Raw genomic sequence first — 21,826 nt, 5'->3', positions numbered from 1 at the left:
ATTAGATGGAAAAACCAAAGGGAATAGTAAAAGAATTATTAGGATGGATTGTATATATTGCGATAATTATAGGGTTGACCTGGTTGATTATCACATTTGTGGGACAGCGTACGCGCGTGAGCGGACATTCTATGGAGGCGACTTTGCATGATGGAGATAACTTGATAGTGGATAAGCTGTCTTATCATTTCCGAGAACCGAAGCGATTTGAAATTATTGTATTCCCGTATAGACATAAAGAAAATACATATTATATCAAGAGAATCATAGGGCTTCCGGGAGAAACAGTTCAGGTGAAGGATGGATATGTTTATATTAACGGAGAGAAGCTGGATGAAAACTATGGGCTGGAAGTGATGGAAGATGCCGGGATTGCGGCAGAGCCGATTGAACTTGGTGAGGATGAATATTTTGTGCTTGGCGATAACAGAAATCACAGTTCAGACAGCCGTGATCCAAGTGTTGGAATTCTTCACAGAGATGAGTTGATTGGAAGGGCATGGGTTCGGATATGGCCATTAGATAGTATTGGGGTGATACCTCATGAATAAAAAAATTAGCGAAATCAAAGCAGAATTTGAAGCGGCAGATAAAGTGATGCTGAACGAACTATACGCAAAATATGAGAAGGACGAGCGCACAGGAGTAGTTAATCTGATTCAAAAATATAAAAAACAGGAACAAAAACTTTGCAAGGAGCGAGAACGAATTGAGAATATGCGTATTTACGAAAGAAAATACGCAGATTTTTCATATATATGCGGCATTGATGAAGTGGGGAGAGGACCGCTTGCAGGACCAGTAGTTGCTGGTGCGGTGATTTTGCCGAAAGATTGCGAGATTCTTTATCTGAATGACTCGAAAAAACTTTCTGAAAAGAGACGAGAAGAGTTGTATGATGAGATTATGGAAAAAGCGATTGCGACAGGAATTGGCATTGTGAGTCCGGCACGAATTGACGAGATCAATATACTGCAGGCGACTTATGAGGCAATGCGTATAGCAATTCAACAATTAGAAACAGAGCCTGATCTGTTATTGAATGATGCTGTGACGATTCCGGAAGTGACGATTCGTCAGGTGCCAATCGTCAAGGGTGATGCGAGAAGTGTTTCTATTGCGGCGGCAAGTATCATTGCAAAGGTTACAAGAGACCGTCTTATGGTCCAGTATGATGATGGGTTGTCTGGATATGGATTTGCCAGTAACAAAGGATATGGTTCTGCGGAACATATCACGGCGTTGAAAACGCTTGGAGCTACACCGATTCATAGAATGAGCTTTATTAAGAATTTTGTTTGTGACTGAAGCGTTAAGTTGTAATAGAAGAGATATATAGTGGAAAATAGACGAAAAATAGGAACGAACTATGAGAGGCTTGCAGGAAAATATCTGGAAGCACACGGATATCAGATTATAGAATATAATTTCAAATGCAATGCAGGGGAAATTGATATTATTGCGAAAGATCGGGAGTATCTTGTCTTTTGTGAAGTGAAATACAGAAAGACGGCGAAAGCAGGGTACCCGATGGAAGCGGTATCGCTGGCGAAGCAGCGAAGAATTTCAAAATGTGCACAGTATTATGCTTATAAAAATCAGTGGCATGAGATGCCATGCCGTTTTGATGTGGTAGGTATTTTGGGAACAGAAGTACAGCTTTTAAAGAATGCATTTGATTTTGTGGAGTGAAAGATAGAATATGAGTATAGGGTTTTTATATAAAAACGATGAAAAAATTTTTACGGAAAAAGTAGAAAATGGTGTTCCGTATTTGGAATACCCACTTCTGGCAGACACCGGATTGGTTCTTCATGGATTTTCGACAAGACTTGGGGGCGTCAGTGAAGGTGTCTGCAGTACGATGAATTTAAGCTTTTCAAGAGGGGATGATGAGGCGGCTGTCCGGGAAAACTATCGGAGGATGGCAAAGGCAATCGGTGTAGAGGATGATAGTTTTGTGTTTTCCATGCAGACACACACGACAAATATTCGCGTTGTCACGTCAAAAGACAAGGGGAAAGGCTTGGCTACACCGCTTGACTATTCGGATGTGGATGGTCTTGTGACAGATGAACCGGGACTTTGTCTGACGACATTCTATGCGGATTGTGTCCCTCTGTTTTTCTTGGATCCGGTGAAAAAAGTGATTGGTCTAAGCCATTCCGGCTGGAGGGGAACTGTCGGGAAAATAGGGAAAAAGACAGTGGAAGTGATGCAAAGCGAATATGGATGTCATCCAGAAGATATCTTGGCGGCAATCGGACCGTCTATCTGTCAGACGTGTTATGAAGTAAGCGAGGATGTCATTGATGCGTTTCGACAAAATTTTCACCAACAGTACTGGGAAAAACTGTTTTATAGGAAAACAAATGGCAAATATCAACTGAATCTTTGGAAAGCAAACGAGCTGATATTGAAGGAAGCCGGGATTTTGAAAACACATTTGGCTGTGACAAATTTGTGCACATGTTGCAATCATGAACTGCTGTTTTCACATCGGGCATCCAATGGAAAGAGGGGAAATTTAGCAGCGTTTTTGGCATTGAAATAGGAGGTATATATGATATTACTGGCAGATACAGTAGGAGATGGGGCGGTTAAAAAAGAAGTGACGGAAGCTACATCGGAGGCAGTACAAGAAGTCGGAAAGTTTGCACAATATGTGAATGATAATATTCCAGAACTGATTGGTTTTGGAATTCGTGTGCTTCTTGCACTGATTGTATTTTTTATTGGAACAAAAATTATCAAGCTGCTTCGGAAGCTTGTCAGACGATCTTTACAAAAATCAACAGTAGATAAAGGAGTCGAGCAGTTTGTCGATTCGATGTTAAAGTTTGTATTGTATATTATTTTGATTTTTTCAATTGGAAGCAATTTTGGAATCGACACGACATCGGTAGCGGCATTGCTGGCATCTGGAGGTGTGGCAATTGGTCTTGCTTTGCAAGGCGCACTGTCGAACTTTGCAGGTGGTGTTTTAATTTTGGTTTTGAAACCATTTGTAGTGGGAGATTATATTATTGAAGACACGAATAAGTGTGAAGGTACTGTAAAAGAAATCCAAATTTTTTATACCAAGCTTTCCACTGTTGACAACAAGACTATTGTAATCCCGAATGGTGCATTGGCAAATAACAGCCTTACCAATGTGACTGCAAAGAATGAGCGGCGAATGGATCTTTTGATAGACATATCTTACGAAGCAGATCTTAGAAAGGCAAAACAGTTGATTGAGCAGCTTCTAATGGAAGAGGAAGCGGTATTAAAAGAGGAAGAAGTGTTAGTGTTTGTAGATAGTCTTGGGGCAAGTTCTGTAGTGATTGGAACAAGATCATGGGTGAAGACGGAGGAGTATTGGCCGACGCGATGGAGACTGTTAGAAAGGATTAAGCTGACAATGGACGAAAATGGTATTGAGATACCTTATCAGCAGATGACTGTGCATTTGCCGAAAGAAGAGGCTAAACAGTAAGTTTTTGAAAAAAAGTATTGCATATTTTTGAAAATGCGATATAATAAAGCTTGTGATTTGTTTTAATCACTTGCTGAAATAGCTCAGTTGGTAGAGCACTTCACTCGTAATGAAGGGGTCGTCGGTTCAAGTCCGATTTTCAGCTGACTAGATTAGAAGTACCGTAACTTCAAGGAAAATCAGTATTTCCAAGGGGGTGCGGTACTTTTTTATTTAAATATTTACATGAACGGAGAAGGAGGAGAACAATATGAGTCGAAAAATGCTTTTTTTGATATCGACGGAACACTTGTGGCAGAGGGAACACACTACCTTCCGCAAAGTGCGGTGAATGCAATTCGCAAGGCAAGAGAAAATGGACATTTGGCGTTTATCAATACGGGACGAACGAGATTTAATATTGATGATTTTTTAGAAAATATAGGTTTTGATGGATATGTCTGTGGATGCGGAACGGCAATTTATGTTGGAGAAAAGACGATTTTTAAAAATACACTTACAAAAGAATACTGTAGGGAAATTATTGAGATGTTAAGAACATGCAATATCACAGCGGTGTTTGAGGAGGAAAATTGTGTGTTCTTTGATGAGGAGCTTCCAGACCATAAAATTCTTCATGATTTAAGAGCCAGATTCGGTACGAAAGCATTTGATATTCCAAAGTCTCTGGAAGACGGAGAAATTTTATTTGATAAATTTGTAGTATGGGTGAATACGGTGAGTGACTATAAGGCGTTCTACAATTATATTTCGGAGGAATTTGACTGTATAGACAGAGGCGCTGGAATGTATGAGATTGTTCCAAAGGGGATTTCGAAAGCGTCTGGGATTCAGATGCTGATGGATTATTATGGAATTTTGCTGGAAGATTGCTATGCGTTTGGAGACAGTACGAACGACCTTCCGATGCTTCAGTTTGTACCAAACAGTGTTGCGATGGGGAACAGCATGAAAGAGCTTTTTCCATATTGTGCACACCGGACTGCAGATTTGGAAGATGATGGGATCGAAAAGGCATTAAGACATTATGGCATTATTTAAAAAATAAGATGAAAAAACAGAGTTCGAGAAGTTGGAGAAATACTTCTTGAACTCTATTTTGATAGTTAGAACTTTTTTAAATACCATTTTTCCAACAGATTAATCAAAGCATACAGACCCATTGCCATAATACACAACAGTACAATTGACATGAGTAGCCAGTCTAGCTTAAAGACCTGACTAGAGTAGATAATCAGATATCCGAGACCATTTCTTGCCGCCAGAAATTCTCCGATAATGACACCCACAAGACATAGGCCGATATTGACTTTCATGTTGCTGATGATAGCGGGAATGGAGCTTGGCAGTACTACTTTCATCAGTGCATGGAATTTGTTCCCATGGAGCGTGTAGATCAGTTTGATTTTTTCTTTGTCAGCATTGATAAATGTTGTGTATAGGTTCAGGATGCTCCCGAAAATTGCGACAGACATACCGGCGACAATGATTGTAGTGCGAGTAGCACCGAGCCACACAATTAAAAGAGGTGCAAGCGCAGATTTCGGCAGACTGTTTAAAACGACAAGAAACGGTTCCAATATCTCAGAGAGTTTTGGACTGAACCATAAAAGGATTGTCACAAGAAGACTGCACAAAATGACGAGAAAAAAGCTGACGAGTGTCTCGTAAAGTGTGACTGTAATGTGCAGAAAAATACTTTTATCACAGACCATAGACCAAAAACAGGCTGCCACTTTTGAAGGACTGCTGAAAATAAAAGAATCAATAATTCCTTTTGAGGCAGTGAATTCCCAAATTCCCAAAAAAAAGATGAGAATGAGAAAACGGGAACTGTGAACAATACGTTTATGTTGTTTCTTTTTTTGCAGAAAATTTTGTTGGGAGACAGAAGTCTCACTCATTGCGGTTCAACTCCTTCCAAATGAGATTAAAATAGGTTTTGAATTCCGGTGCATTTCGTCTGTGGAGCGGCGTGTCTTCTTCGAGAGAGAAGGACAAAGGGATTGTCTGTTGTACGGTGGCAGGTCTTTCGGAGAGAACGATTACCCGGTCCCCCAGGCTGATTGCCTCGGAAAGATCATGTGTGACGAGGATGGCTGTTTTTTGTTCTTTTTTGATAATCTGTCCAATGTCATCTCCTACAGTGAGCCGGGTCTGATAATCAAGAGCTGAGAAGGGTTCATCTAATAGAAGAAGATCCGGTTCCAACACGAGAGTACGGATTAAAGCAGCGCGCTGTCTCATGCCTCCGGACAGTTCAGATGGTCTTGCATTCGCGAAAGATTCCAGACCATATTGTTCTAGTAACTGATGTGCTTTTCTGCGCGTGCGGGCGGTGAGCATATGCTGGATTTCCAAACCTAGAATGACATTGTTATAAATCGTTCGCCATTCAAACAGATGATCTCTTTGTAACATGTATCCAATATTTGTAGTGCTTTCTTTCAATTGTTTTCCATTGATTAGTATTGTTCCGCTTTCTGGAATGAGCAATCCTGCAATGAGTGACAGCAACGTGGATTTTCCACAGCCTGAAGGACCGACAATGCTTATGAATTCCCCCTTTTTCAGGAAGAAAGAAAGTTCTTTTAGTGCAGGTGTTTCTCCTTCTGTATTATGATAAGAATGACTGATGTTTTTCAGTTCAAGAACATGTTCCATAATGCGCCTCCGTTTCATATATATCTATTTTATGTCAAAAGGGAAAAAGGGTGCTTGCTAGAAGCAAGAGAAAATAGTATAATCAAGCCTGTGAGGTTACGTGGAAATGGTGAAAAAGATGAATTATCAAAAAGAACTGGAAAAGCTGATTGTAAAGCTTGAAAAAGAAGAAAAAGTGCCGAGACTTTTGCTGCACAGTTGCTGTGCACCATGCAGCAGTTATGCTTTAGAGTATTTGAGCAATTATTTTGACATTACTGTTTTTTATTATAATCCTAATATTTTTCCGGAAAGTGAATATACAAAGAGGATTTTAGAACAGCAGATGCTGATTGGAAAGATGAAAGTAAAGTATCCAATCTCTTTTGTTGCGGGCAATTATGACAGGGAGAAGTTTTATGAGCTTGCAAAAGGATTGGAACACTTGAAAGAAGGCGGAGAGCGGTGTTTTAAGTGCTATGCGCTCCGATTGGAAGAGACAGCGAAAATGGCAAAGGAAGCGGAGTTTGATTACTTTACGACAACGCTTACAATCAGTCCAATGAAAAATGCTGAAAAGTTGAATACGATTGGCGTAAAAATAGGTGAAAAATATGGCGTGAAGTATTTACAGTCAGATTTTAAAAAGAAGAATGGATACAAACGTTCCATTGAGCTTTCCAATGAATTTGGACTTTACAGACAAGATTACTGTGGATGCGAGTTTTCTGTCAGAGACAGGAAACAAGAAAGCACTGGAATCAAGAAAAAATAAACGAAAGAAGGGGACAATATGGCACAGTTATGGGGCGGTCGTTTTACAAAGGAGACGGATCAGCTGGTTTACAATTTCAATGCATCGATTTCGTTTGATCAGAAATTCTATGCACAGGATATGAGAGGAAGCATTGCGCATGTGAAGATGCTCGCAAAACAAGGGATTTTGACTGAAGATGAGCGGGATCAGATCATTGCAGGAATCGAAGGAATTTTAAGTGATGTGGAACAAGGCGTACTTGAAATTTCGGACAAATATGAAGATATTCACAGCTTTGTGGAGGCGACACTTATTGATCGCATTGGAGAACCGGGCAAGAAACTGCATACAGGAAGAAGCAGGAATGATCAGGTTGCACTGGATATGAAACTGTACACAAGAGATGAGATTCAGGTGTTGGATGGACTTTTAAAAGAATTACTGGAAGTTCTTCTTCATATCATGGAAGAAAACACCGAGACATTTATGCCGGGATTTACACATCTTCAAAAAGCACAGCCGATTACGCTTGCGCATCATATGGGGGCGTATTTTGAGATGTTCCGACGTGATCGTTCCAGACTATACGATATCTACCAAAGGATGAACTATTGTCCGCTTGGTTCGGGAGCACTCGCTGGAACGACATACCCTCTTGACAGAGAGTATACTGCCGAACTTTTGGGATTTGCCGGACCTACATTGAACAGCATGGATTCTGTTGCGGACAGAGATTATGTAATTGAGTTAATGTCAGCATTGTCCACAATCATGATGCATTTGAGCCGTTTTTCGGAAGAGGTGATTATTTGGAATTCGAACGAATACCAGTTTGTGGATATTGATGATGCCTACAGTACGGGAAGCAGCATTATGCCACAGAAAAAGAATCCGGATATCGCAGAATTAGTTCGAGGAAAGACAGGACGTGTCTATGGGGCATTAATGTCGATTTTGACAACGATGAAAGGAATTCCGCTTGCTTATAATAAAGATATGCAGGAAGATAAAGAGTTGGCATTTGATGCGATTGACACAGCAAAAGGATGCCTTGCATTGTTTACAGGGATGCTTCGAACGATGAAATTCCGCAAAGAGAATATGGAAAACAGTGCAAAGAATGGGTTTACCAATGCGACAGATGCAGCGGACTATCTGGTAAATCATGGTGTTGCATTCCGCGATGCACACGGAATTGTAGGGCGGCTTGTACTGTACTGCCTGGAAAAGGATATCGCGTTGGATGATATGACACTAGAAGAATTTAAGGCGATTTCACCGGTTTTTGAGGCGGACATCTATGAGGCAATCAGCATGGAGACATGCGTCAATAAACGTATGACGATTGGCGCGCCTGGAAAAGAAGCGATGGAAAAGGTAATTGCCATCTATGCAAAATATTTGCAGGAATGCGAAAAAACACTTGCATAATCAATTAAAATGCGATAGTATATTTCGAGTAAACACATTTGTTTGCGTGAGAAAGACTTTTGGAAATGAGGAGATAATTATGGAACAGAAATTAAGAGTTGGAATTTTAGGAGCAACAGGTATGGTTGGACAACGTTTTATTTCTCTGTTGGAAAATCATCCGTGGTATGAAGTCGTGACAGTGGCAGCGAGCCCGAGATCAGCAGGAAAGACTTACGAGGAAGCGATTGGGGATCGTTGGAAAATGAAGACACCAATGCCAGAGGCAGTGAAAAAATTAGTTGTTGCCAATGTAAATGAAGTAGAGAAAGTGGCTGCAGATGTTGACTTTGTGTTCAGTGCGGTGGATATGACAAAAGAAGAGATCAAAGCGATTGAAGATGCATATGCAAAGACAGAGACACCGGTTGTTTCAAACAATAGTGCGCACCGTTGGACAAAGGATGTGCCGATGGTAGTTCCAGAGATTAATCCAGAACATTTTGAAGTAATAGAAGCTCAGAAAAAACGTCTTGGAACAGAAAGAGGATTTGTGGCGGTAAAACCAAACTGTTCGATTCAAAGCTATGCTCCGGTTCTGACAGCATGGAAAGAATTTGAGCCGACAGAAGTAGTGGCAACTACATATCAGGCAATCTCAGGGGCAGGAAAGACATTCAAAGACTGGCCAGAGATGGTAGAAAATATTATTCCGTTTATCGGTGGTGAAGAAGAAAAAAGTGAACAAGAACCACTTCGTATCTGGGGAAAAGTAGTTGATGGAGAGATTGTAAAAGCGGAGGGACCGGTAATTACAACTCAGTGTATCCGCGTACCGGTTTTGGACGGACATACAGCAGCTGTATTTGTGAGATTTGCAAAGAAGCCAACGAAAGAGCAGCTGATTGAAAAGCTTGTGAACTTTAAGGGACTGCCGCAGGAATTGGAGCTTCCAAGCGCGCCGAAGCAGTTTATTCAATACTTGGAGGAAGATAATCGTCCACAGGTACAATTGGATGTCAATTTTGAAAATGGTATGGGAATTTCGGTAGGACGTCTGAGAGAAGACAGTGTATACGATTTTAAATTTGTCGGACTTTCTCATAATACAGTACGTGGCGCTGCAGGTGGTGCAATTCTCTGTGCAGAGACACTGACTGCAAAAGGATATATCAAAGCAAAATAAATAAAAATAACATTTGGCGGGGAAGAAAGTTCTTTCCTGCCTTGTTTCTCTTTTTATCCACGGGAGAGGCATTGGCGGCAGAGAAAGGAAACCAGGATGGGAAAATCAGTATACATAGCGGAGAAGCCAAGCGTGGCACAGGAATTCGCAAAAGCATTAAAATTGAATACGAGAAAAAAAGACGGATATCTGGAATCTGATGAGGCGATTGTCACATGGTGTGTTGGACATCTTGTGACAATGAGTTATCCGGAGGTGTATGATGAGAAATATAAAAGATGGAGTCTTGAGACGTTGCCGTTTATGCCAAAAGAGTTCAAATACGAGGTGATTCCGAACGTAAAAAAGCAGTTCCAAATTGTGAGTGGCGTGTTGAACCGACAGGATGTGGATACGATTTATGTGTGCACTGACTCCGGGCGTGAGGGGGAATATATTTACCGCCTGGTGGAACAGATGGCAGAGGTGAAAGGAAAGAAAAGAAAACGTGTGTGGATTGATTCCCAGACAGAAGAAGAGATTCTTCGTGGAATCCGTGAAGCGAAAGATCTGGAGGAATATGATAACTTATCTGCATCAGCGTATCTGCGGGCAAAAGAAGATTACCTGATGGGAATTAATTTTTCTAGACTCCTAACGCTGAAATACGGCAATAGTATCTCAAATTATCTTGGTCACAAATACACAGTCCTTTCTGTCGGGCGTGTTATGACATGCGTGCTCGGTATGGTAGTAAGAAGAGAGCGGGAAATTCGGGAATTTGTAAAGACGCCGTTTTACAGAGTGCTCAGCAGCATTTCACTGGAAGAAAAGAATTTTGATGGTGAATGGAAGGCGGTGAAAGGTTCTAAATATTTTGAGTCATTGGATCTCTATAAGGAAAATGGCTTTAAAGAGAAGGTGAAGGCAGAAGAATTGATCGCCTATTTAAGTGATGGAGAACCGCTTACTTGCACAGTCACTGCAATTGAAAAAAAGAAAGAAAAAAAGAATCCGCCACTCCTTTATAACCTGGCAGAGCTTCAGAATGAATGTTCCAAACGATTTAAGATCAGTCCGGATGAGACACTTCGGATCGTTCAGGAACTGTATGAAAAGAAACTGGTGACCTATCCGAGAACGGATGCCAGAGTGCTTTCGACAGCAGTGGCAAAAGAGATCCACAAGAATCTGAATGGTTTGTCCAAATATGATATGGCATCTCCTTATTTGAAGGATATTGTTGCGTTTGGAAGTCATAAAGGCTTAGAAAAAACAAGGTATGTCAATGACAAGCAGATTACAGACCACTATGCAATCATACCGACCGGTCAGGGACTGCAGGCATTGAATAGTGTATCACATACTGCAAGGCAGGTATATGACACGATTGTCAGAAGGTTTTTGAGTATTTTCTATCCTCCGGCTGTTTATCAGAAAGTCAGTATTACAACCAAGATCAAAGAGGAAAGCTTTTTCTCCAATTTCAAGGTTTTGGCAGAAGAAGGATATCTGAAAGTGGTCGGAACCGGAAATGCGGGTAAACAGGATTCGGAAAGTGACATGGACATGAACTTTTTTGAACTGCTTCAGACAGTGAAAAAAGGAACGGTGTTACCGGTAAAGGAATTGACAATCAAAGAAGGAGAGACTTCGCCACCGAAGAGATACAATTCCGGGTCGATTATTCTTGCGATGGAGAATGCGGGGCAGCTCATTGAAGATGAGGATTTGCGCGCCCAGATTAAAGGAAGTGGTATCGGAACGAGTGCAACCAGAGCAGAGATCCTGAAAAAACTAATTCATATTAAATATTTGATGTTAAATAAAAAAACACAGATCATTACACCGACGTTGCTTGGAGAAATGGTTTTTGATGTAGTGGAACATTCAATCCGCTCACTTTTGAACCCGGAACTTACTGCAAGCTGGGAAAAAGGACTCACCTATGTGGCGGACGGCGAGATTACATCGGATGAGTATATGATGAAACTGGAACATTTTATTAACAGTCGTACGCAAGGTGTTTTGCGGTTGGGTAACCAGTATCAGCTGAGAGGCTGTTACGATAAGGCGGCAATATTTTATAAAAAAGAAAAACAGACAAAGAAGGGGTAAATTGAAATGGAACAATTAACAGTAAAATCACTTTATAATTTAAAGGAGACAATTGCGAGAGATATTTTTGAAGGAGTGACCTATCCGTGGGAGGTTCTTCCGAAAATCAGTTCTTTTATTTTAGAACTTGGAGAGACGTTATCGGAAGAGGAGTACGAAAAAGTCGGTGAGAATGTATGGATTGCAAAGTCGGCGACAGTAGCGCCGACAGCTTACATCAATGGACCGGCAATTATTGGAAAAGACGCAGAAGTGAGACATTGTGCGTTTATCCGCGGTAATGCAATTGTTGGGGAAGGGGCTGTGGTAGGAAATTCTACAGAGCTTAAGAATGTAATCCTGTTTAATAAAGTTCAGGTTCCACATTATAATTATGTAGGGGACTCTGTGCTTGGATATAAGTCTCATATGGGGGCTGGCTCGATTACTTCCAATGTGAAATCCGATAAGACATTGGTGACGGTAAAGACACCAAAAGGAGCGATTGAGACTGGACTTAAGAAATTTGGTGCCATGCTTGGTGATGAAGTCGAAGTGGGATGTGGAAGTGTATTGAATCCGGGAACAGTTGTGGGAAGTCATACAAATATTTATCCATTGTCTATGGTCAGAGAATTTGTACCTGCAGGCAGCATTTATAAAAAACGTGGAGAAGTAATTGAGAAATACGAAAAATAGATATTGACAGTCGGAATAGTCTTGTGTATCATTGTATTAAATCTATAGTACAGATATACAAGGCTATTTTTGATGAGGAGGAATGAAGATGCTTGATATACAAGGACTGAGTAAAAAATATGGTGATTATCTGGCGGTGGATCATGTGAGTTTCACGGTGCCAACGGGAAAGATAGGAATTTTGCTGGGACCAAACGGAGCAGGAAAATCTACGATTATTAAGAGTATTGCAGGTTTGCTCAGGTATGAAGGTGGAATCGGAATTCAGAAAATGGAAGCACATAGCATGGAGGCGAAAAAGATTTTTGCCTATGTTCCGGAATTGCCGGCAATGTTCGATGCATTGACTGTAAGAGAGCATATTGAGTATGTAAGAAAAGCATATGACAGTAACATAACAGACCAAGAGGTGGAAGCAATTCTGACACGATTTGAGCTGGAGGATAAACAGGACAAATTAGGGAATGAGCTTTCAAAAGGAATGATGCAGAAAGTTAGTATTTGCTGTGCGCTGTGTATCAAGCCGCAGGTGATTCTTTTAGATGAGCCGATGGTGGGACTTGACCCGAAAGCGATCAAAGAATTAAAAGAAGTGATTTTAGAATTAAAAGAAAACGGAGTTACGATATTGATCAGTACTCATATGCTGGAGATGGTAGAGAATATTTGGGATGTGATGTTTGTGATGGAGAAAGGACATATTATTGGTTCTTACAGCAAAGAAGAAGTTGGGGATAAAGAACTCGATGCTCTGTTCTTTGAATTGACAGGTGGTGAAAAATAATGAAAGCATTATTGTATATGTCAAAAAGAAAATGGATCAACAAATTAAAGCAGTTAAAGAAAAAGCCGGTGAACCTGATACTTAGCATTGTTTTGGCAGCCTATTTTATTTTTTTAATCACAGTTGCAGTTACGGCTTTAGTAAAAGCAAATTTTCAAACACCATATTGGCTGCTGGCCGCATTGACGGTATGGGGACTTTACAATTTTTTTATTAACTTTGCGACTTATGCAAAACGAAAAGGTGTTATTTTCTATCCAAGCCATGCACATTTTATTTTTACAGCGCCGATTCGCCCAAAAATAATCTTGCTCTATGGCGCGGGGTATAATTTTTTGATGACTTTGATTGTGAGTATGGCATTTGTGCTTGCTGCAATTCTTGGATTTCATCTTCCGCTTTGGAAAATCGTGTCACTGTTTATAGTTCTTGCAGGGGTTGAGTCGGTACTGGAAGGCAGTATTATTATTGTTTTATATGCCAATGAACGATTTTCGCAAAAGACGACTGTTATGCTTGCGCGCACGATTTACGTTTTGCTTGCAGGTATTACGCTGTTTGGAATTTGGTATTTTCGCACAAAAGGATTTTCGCTGGAAAGTATCATCAATCTGATTGATTTTCCGGGATTGCAGATGTTGCCAATCATTGGATGGAATATTGCAGTTTTTCGACTGATTTTGCTTGGACCTACAACGCTTAATCTTGTATGCAGTGGTTTGTATCTTTTGACTGTAATTGTTATGGCTGTAGTGGCAGTCAAAATGAAATGCAATGGTGGATATTATGAAGATGCGGCAAAATTTGCGGATGATTATGCAGAGATGAAAGCGCGAAAAAATAATGGCGAGATGGTTATGTCCATCGGCAAAAAGAAGAAATTCAAAAGAGCCTCAGTCGAATATAAAGCATCCGGAGCAAAGGCTATTTTTTACAGACAGTTATTGGAATATAAGAAAGAAAAATGGTTTATCTTTTCATATATGACTTTGTTTTGCATTGGTGCGGATATTTTGTTCTTAAAAGTGATTGATGTTTCGGAATTTGGATCAAAAAGCGCAGTTCTTTTGGGAATTGTGGCTTATCTTGCTATTTTGACAGGAGGATATCTTGGAAAATGGGATAAAGAATTGAAAAATCCGTATCTGTTTCTCCTTCCAGATTCTCCTGCAAAGAAAATGTGGTATGCGACTGTGATGGAACATGTGAAAGCGGCAATTGATGGAGCAATTTTGGTGCTTCCGCTTGGAATTGCATGGAAGGTGCATCCGCTTCACATGGTCAGTTGCTGGTTGATCTATGTGTTCCTTCAGGCAATTAAGCTATATACAAAGGTACTGATCGATTCGTTTTTGAGAAACTCTTTGGGAGAAACAGTAAAGCAGTTAGTTCGATTGGGAGTCCAAGGGGGAATTATAGGAATCGGAGTGCTCCTTGCTGTGGTTGCAGTTGTCTTACAGAATTTCAATTTTGCCTTTTTCGTAATTTTAATTTATGGTATGATAATGGCAGTGGTGATTGGACTGTTGACAGTGTCAAGGTTCGCCATCATGGAACAATATGATTAAAAGAAAGAAGGGATCATTGTGTTACAAGATAATTATGTTACATTTGAAATTGGAAAAGCAAAGCATATTGCACTGGTTGCTCATGACGGAAAGAAGAAAGAGCTGGTAGAATGGTGTGATCAGAACAAGGAAATTTTAAAAAGTCACTTTTTATGTGGAACAGGAACGACATCCCGACTGATTGCAGAGAAAACAGGGTTGCCTGTAAAAGGTTATAACAGCGGACCGCTTGGAGGAGATCAGCAGATTGGAGCAAAGATTGTGGAAGGACAGATTGACTTTATGATCTTTTTATGGGATCCATTGGAAGCGCAGCCACATGACCCGGATGTGAAAGCGCTACTTAGGATTGCTGTTGTGTATGATATTCCGATTGCAAACAATCTGGCAACTGCAGATTTCATGTTACACTCTAAATATATGAGTGAGCCATATTGCAGAAAAGTTGAAAATTTTAATAAGACGATTCAGGAACGTGTAGAAAAGATGAAAGAATAGTTATGATGAGAAGATTTTTATCATCGAAAACGTTTGTTAGAAATCGGAAATAAGCACAAGAAAAGAATCCTGAAAATGGATTCTTTTCTTGTGTAAAAGTGAGAATTGTGATATTCTGATAGTGTTCATTCAATAGAGCGTTCGCTCATTATATGTATTCGTTGGCAGATTCGCTAAAATTACCCACATGAAAATTTGCAAGCAGGAGGTGAGAATAAAAGTATTGACATTTTAAAGTAAGTATAATAGTATATTAATTAGGAAAGCGAACGTAAGTTCGCTATATAGAAAAGGAGATACATAATATGGCAAATGAAGATAAACAAAAAGCGCTGGATGCGGCGATTTTAAAGTTGGAGAAAGATTTTGGAAAAGGTACGGTGATGAAGCTTGGTGAGGCCAGGGCGAATGTCTCTGTGGAGACAGTTCCGACAGGTTCTTTGAGTCTTGATATTGCACTTGGTCTCGGGGGTGTACCGAAAGGAAGAGTGATCGAGGTATATGGTCCAGAGTCAAGTGGTAAGACGACGGTTACGTTACATATGATTGCCGAGGTGCAAAAAAGAGGCGGAATTGCAGGGTTTATTGATGCAGAGCATGCACTTGATCCTGTTTATGCAAAAAACATTGGTGTAAATATTGATGAACTATATATTTCACAGCCAGACAGTGGGGATCAGGCGCTTGAGATTGCTGAGACGATGGTTCGTTCTGGTGCGATGGAAATTATTGTAATTGACTCGGTTGCAGCGCTTGTTCCAAAGCAAGAGATAGAAGGTGACATGGGCGACAGTCATGTCGGTCTGCAGGCTCGTCTGATGTCGCAGGCGCTCAGAAAGCTGACACCTGTTATTAGTAAGTCAAATTGTGTTGTCATTTTTATCAACCAGCTTCGTGAAAAAGTCGGTGTAATGTTTGGAAATCCAGAGACAACAACTGGTGGACGAGCTTTAAAATTCTATGCCTCCGTGCGTATGGATGTCAGAAGGATTGAGACATTAAAACAGAATGGTGAGATGGTGGGGAATCGTACACGCATCAAAATTGTGAAGAACAAGATTGCACCACCGTTCAAAGAAGCGGAATTTGATATCATGTTTGGAAAGGGAATTTCTCAAGAAGGAGATATTCTGGAACTTGCAACAAAACTTGACCTTGTGAATAAGAGCGGGGCATGGTATGCCTATAATGGAGATAAGATCGGACAGGGAAGAGAGAATGCGAAGATATACCTTGGGCAGCATCCAGAAGTTATGGAAGAATTGGAAGAGAAGATCAGAGCACATTATCATTTGGACGGTTCTGTAGAGAAGGAAGAGGAAGAATAGAATGTATGTCACGAAGATTGAGCCAGTGACAAAGACAAAATATAAAGTATTCATAGACGGACAGTTTGCCTTTGTGTTATACAAAGGAGAACTGTCCCGATATCATATCACGCAGGACACAGAAGTGGATGAGAGGCTGGTCAGTCAGATTCTCAGTGAGACTGTGTTAAAACGTGCCAAACTGCGGGCGATGCATCTGTTGGCAGATATGGATCGCACAGAATCACAGCTTCGCACGAAATTAAGGCAGGGACTGTATCAGGATGATATTATCGAACAGGCGATAGCATATGTAAAATCCTTTGGATATGTGGAAGATGAAGATTATGCAAGACGACTTGTGCTCAGCAGACAGAGCAGAAAGAGTAGGAAAGAAATTTATGCATCACTTTGCCAAAAAGGGGTCGCGAAAGAGACGATTGACAAAGTGATGGAAGAGTGTTATGAGATGGAAGAGGAACGGGGAGCAATTCAAAAACTTCTTGAGAAGAAAAGATTTTGTGCAGAGCAGGCGACAGAAGCAGAAAAAGCGAAGATTTGCGGGTATCTGTTAAGAAAAGGTTTCCGTTACGAGGACATCCGTCAAGTAATACAAGTTTCTGAATGGAATACTTGACATAATTGTGAAAAGAGTATAAAATTTAAGTGTTGTATTTGTACAATGAAAATTAAATAAGGAGGTGCTCCTGTGCCAACAATAATTAGTATAATTATTGCTGTAGTTGCATTCATTGTTGCAGCGGTCATTACTCGTTTCCTGACGGTTTCAAGCTTGACAAAAGATGCAGATTCGAAGATCGGAAGTGCAGAGACTCGAGCGAGGGAAATTATTGATGATGCATTGAAAACTGCTGAGACAACGAAAAAAGAAGCTCTCTTGGAAGTAAAAGAAGAGTCTATCAAGACAAAGAATGAACTCGAAAAAGAGACAAAGGAAAGACGATCTGAATTACAACGCTATGAAAAAAGAGTGTTATCCAAGGAAGAAGCTTTAGACAAAAGATCAGAAGCAATTGAGCAGCGTGAAGCAAACTTTACGGCGAGAGAAGAGCAAATTAAGCAGCGTGAAGCGAAAGTAGAAGAGCTTAATCGGCAAAGAGTACAGGAACTGGAAAGAATCTCAGGATTAACCTCCGAACAAGCAAAGGATTATTTGTTAAAAACTGTTGAAGAAGATGTCAAACATGATACTGCGAAGATGATTAAAGAATTGGAGACGCAGGCAAAAGAAGAAGCTGCCAAAAAGGCAAGAGAATATGTCGTGACAGCCATTCAAAAGTGTGCGGCAGATCATGTTGCGGAGACTACAATTTCGGTTGTACAACTTCCAAGTGATGAGATGAAAGGGAGAATTATTGGTAGAGAGGGACGGAATATTCGTACACTCGAGACGATGACAGGAGTAGAATTGATTATAGATGATACTCCGGAGGCTGTCGTTTTATCAGGTTTTGATCCAATCAGAAGAGAAGTTGCGAGAATTGCGCTCGAGAGATTGATTGTAGATGGAAGAATTCATCCTGCAAGAATCGAAGAAATGGTAGAAAAAGCACAAAAAGATGTGGAATTGATGATTCGTGAAGAGGGAGAGGCAGCAGCTTTAGAAGTTGGAGTACATGGTATTCATCCAGAACTGATTCGTCTGTTAGGAAGGATGAAGTTCAGAACCAGTTATGGGCAGAATGCGTTGAAGCATTCCATGGAAGTGGCACAGTTATCTGGACTTTTAGCAAGTGAGATTGGACTGGATGTCAGAGTTGCCAAAAGAGCTGGTCTTTTACATGATATTGGGAAATCAATCGATCATGACGTTGAAGGTTCCCATATTCAGATTGGTGTGGATCTTTGTAGAAAATACAAAGAGTCACCGATTGTAATCAATGCGGTAGAATCGCATCATGGTGATGTAGAGCCAGAGTCATTAATTGCATGCATTGTGCAGGCAGCAGATACAATTTCTGCGGCAAGACCTGGTGCAAGAAGAGAGACATTAGAAACATATACAAACAGATTAAAACAATTAGAGGATATCGCTAACCAATTTAAAGGTGTCGATAAATCTTTTGCTATTCAAGCAGGTAGAGAGATTCGTGTCATGGTAGTTCCAGAACAAGTGTCTGATGCAGACATGGTACTGATGGCTAGAAATATTTCAAAACAAATTGAGTTTGAATTGGAATATCCTGGACAGGTTAAAGTGAATGTGATTCGTGAATCACGTGTTACAGACTATGCAAAATAGTCACAATAAATAAAAACGATTCCCATATATCAAGTTGATATATGGGAATTTCTATATATTGGAGGGATACTTGGTGGGTGAAGAAGTAAAAAGAATTAAGCGAGAATTGAAATATAGAGGAACGATACTGGATATGTATTGTGATCATGTTGAGGTAAACGGACATATTGCAAAATGGGACTACCTGCAACATAAAGGTGCGGCTGCTGTGATTCCTGTTACAAAAGAAGGAAAGATTTTGATGGTAAGACAGTATCGGAACGCGTTGGACAGATATACATTGGAGATTCCGGCAGGGGCGTTGGATACACAGGAGGAACCAGGCAAAGAGTGTGCAGCAAGGGAATTGGAGGAAGAGACAGGATTTCGTTCAGAAAATTTAGAGTGGCTGATTACATTGAGAACAGCGGTGGCATTTTGTAATGAGAGAGTGGAAGTATATGTCGCGAAAAATTTGATACTATCCAAGCAGAATTTGGATGAAGATGAGTCAATTGACGTAGAGGCTTACACAATGGAGGAGTTAAAAGAGAAAATTTTTTCTGGAGAGATTGAAGATTCTAAGACGATTGCTTCGCTGATGTCATATGCAGTAAAAATGAAAGCATAATCGGATGGACCTTGCATATAATGAAATATCCTAGGTTGGAGTGTGAAAGACGGGAGGTAGATATGTGAGGTCATACAGGAGTAAAAATCAATTTTTTGCAATGTTTCTGCTGGGGGGGTTTTTGATTGGCATTTTGTATGCGAATTTGATTTCTGACAGGTATATTATGTCGGGCGGAATTTTTGATGACGGTTTCTTAAAGCAATACGCTAAAACCGATATTGTGGCAGAAGAATATTTATGGTATATCCTGCGAGCAAGACTTGTCCCTTTTTGTATGATATGTATTTTAGGATGTATGAAATGGAAGAAAACAGTTGTTGGACTGTGCATTGGCTGGACAGGCTTTTCGGGTGGTGTTGTAGCAGTTTCTTCTGTAATTTCTCTTGGAATGAAAGGAATTCTATTGTGTATTGTGGGAATGTTGCCACAGATTCTTTTTTATGGGTTTGCGTATGTGATTCTGCTATGGTATCTTTACACATATCCGAACGGAAGATGGAACATAAAAAAGACGGCAGTAGCAGGAATTTCTATGGCGGTTGGGATAATTTTAGAAGTATATACGAATCCGATATTGATGAAATTAGTTATTGGATTATTGTGAAACGAGAGTTTGCGTTAGGTTGCAAACTCTCGTTTTTTTAAATGACAGCTTAAATACAGAATGCTTAGAACGCTGACAGAAAGTTGACTTGCAAGAAGTCCCCAAAGATATCCGTTCATTCCAATCTGTGGAATGAAAACAATCACTCCGATAATGCGTATGAAGAGTCCTAAGGTATTTATCAGAAAGGAGGTTGTTGTATTTCCAAGTCCATTTATGATACTAATTAGTGTAGAATTCATATATAGAAACGGACAAATCCAGGAAAGGGTCAGTAAAAAGTCTCCGGCAAGCTGACTGTGGAATAAGATAGTTCCAATCCAATTCCCGAATAAAAGAAAGAGTATACAGCAAAAAAAACCAAGAGAAAAACAATAAAGTATAACTTTTTGAATTAGCTTCTTTAGCTGTTCCCATTTGTTTGAAGTTTGAATTTCTGTAACTGTAGGAAGGAGCATCGTAGAGACAGAGTTTGTAACTGCAGATGGAAACAGAATGCACGGCAAAGCCATTCCGGTGAGAACTCCATATGCGCTGAGTGCATCAGAGGAAGTGTATCCATACTGTTGTAAGCGTATGGGAATGGAAATTGCCTCGATGCTCTGTAAAAGATTCAGAAGAATACGGTTGGCAGTGAGCGGTGCAGAAAGTTTTAAAAGCTCTTTTAAGTGAGAAAAATTGTTTTTTAAGACAAAGTGAATGCGGGTAAATACTTTTCTGTATGTAAAACATTGTATGCAAAAAAGTGAAGAAACGATTTCTCCAATGACAAGACCGATTACTGCAAACAGTATTGTGATTGGCTGCTCTTTTTTTAGTGCGATCATATATATGATATATACACTGGAGACTCGCACGATTTGTTCGATCAGCTGTGCAAGAGCCGGGATTTTTGTCTGTTTTCGCCCGAGATAGTATCCGCAGATGCAGCTGTGGACAGATGCAAAAGGAAGTGAATAGGAGATTGCAATGAGTAACGGTTCACAGCGTATATCACCAAGAATATAGATGGAAAAAGCAGAGGCATTTACCTGTAATATAGCTGCGGTGACCGTGGAGAGTGCGATGGACAGGAGTAGCCCGACATACAGAAGTTGTCTTGCTTCTTTTTGTTTGGCAAGAGCGATCTTACTGGCGACACATCTGGAAATGGCGACTTCAATTCCGGCTGTGGTGAGTGAAAAACAAAGTGCGTAGATTGGGAAAATCAGTTGGTAGAGTCCCACGCTTTCTTCGCCGAAAGTATGGCTTAAGAACATACGGTAAAAAAAACCAATAAAACGGCTTAGAAAGCCAGTGACAGTGAGAATAAATGTACCTTTCAAAATAGTGTGTTTTTCAGACATGTGTTCTCCTGAATTTTTTGTCTTTATAACATATTCCTAGAATGTCCTTGACAGAACCCAAAGAGAGTGATATTCTACAAAGGAAATAAATCCTAGTGAATCACTAGGGATTAAATAAACCAAAGAAGGTGAAGATTTGAAAATATCAACAAAAGGGCGTTACGGTCTTCGTGCTTTGATTGATATTGCTCAATATAGTGAGATAGAGCCTGTTTCAATCAGCAGTATTTCGGCGAGGCAGGACATATCCGAACGATATTTGGAACAGCTGATGGCATTGCTAAAAAAAGCCGGATTGATTAAAAGTATCCGGGGAGCCGGTGGCGGCTATGTACTTGCAAAAGATGTCAGTGAGATTTCGGTCGGGGATGTGTTAAGAGCGTTGGAAGGAAATTTAGAGCCGGTAGAGTGTGCAGCTTTTCACGAAGAGGAATTATGTGAGGCTGCGGGGGGCTGTGTCACAAAATATGTGTGGAAGAAGATCAATGAAAGCATTAATCGAACCGTTGATGAGATTGATTTGAAACAGCTTGTAGAGGAAAGCAAGCAAGTTCAACAAGATTTGACAGTGCAAAAAAAATGTAATAATTAGGA

Annotated in this window: 23 protein-coding genes and 1 tRNA gene; 21 read left to right on the top strand and 3 right to left on the bottom strand. The window is 40.3% G+C overall.

The window, feature by feature from the left end; translation table 11 throughout:
• Positions 1-5 precede the first annotated feature (5 nt).
• The 7 genes from lepB to ACTQXY_RS01145 all read left to right on the top strand — a co-directional run bounded on the left by lepB (position 6) and on the right by ACTQXY_RS01145 (position 4,519).
• Positions 6-551, top strand: coding sequence for a signal peptidase I (lepB, locus tag ACTQXY_RS01175; protein ID WP_441657933.1), 546 nt, complete (start codon positions 6-8; stop codon positions 549-551).
• Positions 544-1,308, top strand: a complete 765-nt coding sequence (locus ACTQXY_RS01170) for a ribonuclease HII (RefSeq protein WP_441657932.1) — start codon at positions 544-546, stop codon at positions 1,306-1,308. Before lepB ends, ACTQXY_RS01170 begins: the two co-directional genes overlap by 8 nt.
• 30 nt (positions 1,309-1,338) lie before the next feature.
• Positions 1,339-1,692: a YraN family protein gene (locus ACTQXY_RS01165; RefSeq protein ID WP_441657931.1), complete on the top strand. Its 354-nt coding sequence runs from the start codon at positions 1,339-1,341 to the stop codon at positions 1,690-1,692.
• 10 nt (positions 1,693-1,702) lie between these two features.
• Complete coding sequence (pgeF, locus tag ACTQXY_RS01160) at positions 1,703-2,554, top strand: peptidoglycan editing factor PgeF (protein WP_441657930.1); 852 nt, start codon at positions 1,703-1,705, stop codon at positions 2,552-2,554.
• Between the two features lie 9 nt (positions 2,555-2,563).
• A complete protein-coding gene (locus ACTQXY_RS01155; RefSeq protein WP_441657929.1) occupies positions 2,564-3,478 on the top strand; it encodes a mechanosensitive ion channel domain-containing protein in 915 nt (304 codons plus the stop codon).
• A gap of 72 nt (positions 3,479-3,550) precedes the next feature.
• Positions 3,551-3,623, top strand: a tRNA-Thr gene (locus ACTQXY_RS01150).
• An 80-nt stretch (positions 3,624-3,703) separates the two neighbouring features.
• Positions 3,704-4,519, top strand: coding sequence for a Cof-type HAD-IIB family hydrolase (locus tag ACTQXY_RS01145; RefSeq protein ID WP_441657928.1), 816 nt, complete (start codon positions 3,704-3,706; stop codon positions 4,517-4,519).
• 65 nt (positions 4,520-4,584) lie between these two features.
• Here the strand turns inward: ACTQXY_RS01145 and ACTQXY_RS01140 are convergent, their stop codons facing one another.
• Together ACTQXY_RS01140 and ACTQXY_RS01135 are read right to left on the bottom strand one after the other, a co-directional pair.
• Positions 4,585-5,382 carry an ABC transporter permease gene (locus tag ACTQXY_RS01140; protein WP_441657927.1) on the bottom strand — a complete coding sequence of 266 codons (798 nt, stop codon included), beginning with the start codon at positions 5,380-5,382 and terminating at the stop codon, positions 4,585-4,587.
• Positions 5,375-6,142, bottom strand: a complete 768-nt coding sequence (locus ACTQXY_RS01135; protein WP_441657926.1) for an ATP-binding cassette domain-containing protein — start codon at positions 6,140-6,142, stop codon at positions 5,375-5,377. Before ACTQXY_RS01135 ends, ACTQXY_RS01140 begins: the two co-directional genes overlap by 8 nt.
• Before the next feature lie 118 nt (positions 6,143-6,260).
• Here ACTQXY_RS01135 and ACTQXY_RS01130 point away from each other — a divergent pair, with 118 nt between their 5' ends.
• The 13 genes from ACTQXY_RS01130 to ACTQXY_RS01070 all read left to right on the top strand — a co-directional run bounded on the left by ACTQXY_RS01130 (position 6,261) and on the right by ACTQXY_RS01070 (position 19,886).
• On the top strand, positions 6,261-6,896 hold the full coding sequence (locus tag ACTQXY_RS01130) for an epoxyqueuosine reductase QueH (protein WP_412362563.1): 636 nt from the start codon (positions 6,261-6,263) through the stop codon (positions 6,894-6,896).
• Between the two features lie 18 nt (positions 6,897-6,914).
• Positions 6,915-8,309, top strand: coding sequence for an argininosuccinate lyase (gene argH / locus ACTQXY_RS01125; protein ID WP_441657925.1), 1,395 nt, complete (start codon positions 6,915-6,917; stop codon positions 8,307-8,309).
• 79 nt (positions 8,310-8,388) lie between these two features.
• Positions 8,389-9,474: an aspartate-semialdehyde dehydrogenase gene (asd, locus tag ACTQXY_RS01120; RefSeq protein WP_441657924.1), complete on the top strand. Its 1,086-nt coding sequence runs from the start codon at positions 8,389-8,391 to the stop codon at positions 9,472-9,474.
• A 96-nt stretch (positions 9,475-9,570) separates the two neighbouring features.
• Positions 9,571-11,571: a DNA topoisomerase III gene (topB, locus tag ACTQXY_RS01115; protein ID WP_441657923.1), complete on the top strand. Its 2,001-nt coding sequence runs from the start codon at positions 9,571-9,573 to the stop codon at positions 11,569-11,571.
• A 6-nt stretch (positions 11,572-11,577) separates the two neighbouring features.
• Complete coding sequence (locus tag ACTQXY_RS01110; RefSeq protein WP_004613889.1) at positions 11,578-12,249, top strand: acyltransferase; 672 nt, start codon at positions 11,578-11,580, stop codon at positions 12,247-12,249.
• Between the two features lie 88 nt (positions 12,250-12,337).
• Complete coding sequence (locus ACTQXY_RS01105; protein ID WP_412362520.1) at positions 12,338-13,033, top strand: ABC transporter ATP-binding protein; 696 nt, start codon at positions 12,338-12,340, stop codon at positions 13,031-13,033.
• Positions 13,033-14,601 carry a putative ABC exporter domain-containing protein gene (locus tag ACTQXY_RS01100; protein WP_441657922.1) on the top strand — a complete coding sequence of 523 codons (1,569 nt, stop codon included), beginning with the start codon at positions 13,033-13,035 and terminating at the stop codon, positions 14,599-14,601. The genes ACTQXY_RS01105 and ACTQXY_RS01100 overlap by 1 nt, the downstream gene beginning before the upstream one ends.
• A gap of 18 nt (positions 14,602-14,619) precedes the next feature.
• Entirely contained in the window at positions 14,620-15,099 is a 480-nt protein-coding gene (locus ACTQXY_RS01095) for a methylglyoxal synthase (protein WP_004613886.1), read from the top strand.
• 305 nt (positions 15,100-15,404) lie between these two features.
• On the top strand, positions 15,405-16,427 hold the full coding sequence (gene recA / locus ACTQXY_RS01090) for a recombinase RecA (RefSeq protein WP_441657921.1): 1,023 nt from the start codon (positions 15,405-15,407) through the stop codon (positions 16,425-16,427).
• A 1-nt stretch (position 16,428) separates the two neighbouring features.
• Complete coding sequence (locus ACTQXY_RS01085; protein ID WP_412362523.1) at positions 16,429-17,043, top strand: regulatory protein RecX; 615 nt, start codon at positions 16,429-16,431, stop codon at positions 17,041-17,043.
• Between the two features lie 72 nt (positions 17,044-17,115).
• Complete coding sequence (gene rny / locus ACTQXY_RS01080) at positions 17,116-18,669, top strand: ribonuclease Y (protein ID WP_441657920.1); 1,554 nt, start codon at positions 17,116-17,118, stop codon at positions 18,667-18,669.
• A gap of 73 nt (positions 18,670-18,742) precedes the next feature.
• The gene (locus ACTQXY_RS01075) at positions 18,743-19,279 is read left to right on the top strand and encodes an NUDIX hydrolase (RefSeq protein WP_441657919.1); all 537 of its coding nucleotides are present in this window, start codon (positions 18,743-18,745) and stop codon (positions 19,277-19,279) included.
• Between the two features lie 64 nt (positions 19,280-19,343).
• Positions 19,344-19,886 carry a stage II sporulation protein M gene (locus ACTQXY_RS01070; RefSeq protein WP_441657918.1) on the top strand — a complete coding sequence of 181 codons (543 nt, stop codon included), beginning with the start codon at positions 19,344-19,346 and terminating at the stop codon, positions 19,884-19,886.
• Positions 19,887-19,900: 14 nt separating this feature from the next.
• Here ACTQXY_RS01070 and ACTQXY_RS01065 read toward each other — a convergent pair whose 3' ends face one another.
• Entirely contained in the window at positions 19,901-21,232 is a 1,332-nt protein-coding gene (locus ACTQXY_RS01065) for a putative polysaccharide biosynthesis protein (protein WP_412362526.1), read from the bottom strand.
• A gap of 136 nt (positions 21,233-21,368) precedes the next feature.
• On the opposite strand from ACTQXY_RS01065, the gene ACTQXY_RS01060 reads away from it, so the two are divergent.
• Positions 21,369-21,824, top strand: a complete 456-nt coding sequence (locus ACTQXY_RS01060) for an RrF2 family transcriptional regulator (protein WP_412362527.1) — start codon at positions 21,369-21,371, stop codon at positions 21,822-21,824.
• The last annotated feature ends 2 nt before the right edge of the window (positions 21,825-21,826 follow it).

It is taken from the genome of Faecalimonas sp. LCP19S3_D12 (assembly GCF_052121495.1).
Lineage (GTDB): Bacteria > Bacillota > Clostridia > Lachnospirales > Lachnospiraceae > Faecalimonas.
Note: the sequence above shows the minus strand (reverse complement) of the source record. Positions and strands in the feature narration are given on the sequence as shown.

Bases quoted from the DNA above. Each gene is read 5' to 3' on its own strand.
- argH (WP_441657925.1), top strand. From the start codon at position 6,915: ATGGCACAGTTATGGGGCGGTCGTTTTACAAAGGAGACGGATCAGCTG.
- ACTQXY_RS01065 (WP_412362526.1), bottom strand. From the start codon at position 21,232: ATGTCTGAAAAACACACTATTTTGAAAGGTACATTTATTCTCACTGTC.
- ACTQXY_RS01135 (WP_441657926.1), bottom strand. From the start codon at position 6,142: ATGGAACATGTTCTTGAACTGAAAAACATCAGTCATTCTTATCATAAT.
- ACTQXY_RS01145 (WP_441657928.1), top strand. From the start codon at position 3,704: ATGAACGGAGAAGGAGGAGAACAATATGAGTCGAAAAATGCTTTTTTT.
- asd (WP_441657924.1), top strand. From the start codon at position 8,389: ATGGAACAGAAATTAAGAGTTGGAATTTTAGGAGCAACAGGTATGGTT.
- recA (WP_441657921.1), top strand. From the start codon at position 15,405: ATGGCAAATGAAGATAAACAAAAAGCGCTGGATGCGGCGATTTTAAAG.
- topB (WP_441657923.1), top strand. From the start codon at position 9,571: ATGGGAAAATCAGTATACATAGCGGAGAAGCCAAGCGTGGCACAGGAA.
- lepB (WP_441657933.1), top strand. From the start codon at position 6: ATGGAAAAACCAAAGGGAATAGTAAAAGAATTATTAGGATGGATTGTA.
- ACTQXY_RS01100 (WP_441657922.1), top strand. From the start codon at position 13,033: ATGAAAGCATTATTGTATATGTCAAAAAGAAAATGGATCAACAAATTA.
- pgeF (WP_441657930.1), top strand. From the start codon at position 1,703: ATGAGTATAGGGTTTTTATATAAAAACGATGAAAAAATTTTTACGGAA.
- ACTQXY_RS01105 (WP_412362520.1), top strand. From the start codon at position 12,338: ATGCTTGATATACAAGGACTGAGTAAAAAATATGGTGATTATCTGGCG.
- ACTQXY_RS01110 (WP_004613889.1), top strand. From the start codon at position 11,578: ATGGAACAATTAACAGTAAAATCACTTTATAATTTAAAGGAGACAATT.
- ACTQXY_RS01140 (WP_441657927.1), bottom strand. From the start codon at position 5,382: ATGAGTGAGACTTCTGTCTCCCAACAAAATTTTCTGCAAAAAAAGAAA.
- ACTQXY_RS01130 (WP_412362563.1), top strand. From the start codon at position 6,261: ATGAATTATCAAAAAGAACTGGAAAAGCTGATTGTAAAGCTTGAAAAA.
- ACTQXY_RS01170 (WP_441657932.1), top strand. From the start codon at position 544: ATGAATAAAAAAATTAGCGAAATCAAAGCAGAATTTGAAGCGGCAGAT.
- ACTQXY_RS01085 (WP_412362523.1), top strand. From the start codon at position 16,429: ATGTATGTCACGAAGATTGAGCCAGTGACAAAGACAAAATATAAAGTA.
- ACTQXY_RS01155 (WP_441657929.1), top strand. From the start codon at position 2,564: ATGATATTACTGGCAGATACAGTAGGAGATGGGGCGGTTAAAAAAGAA.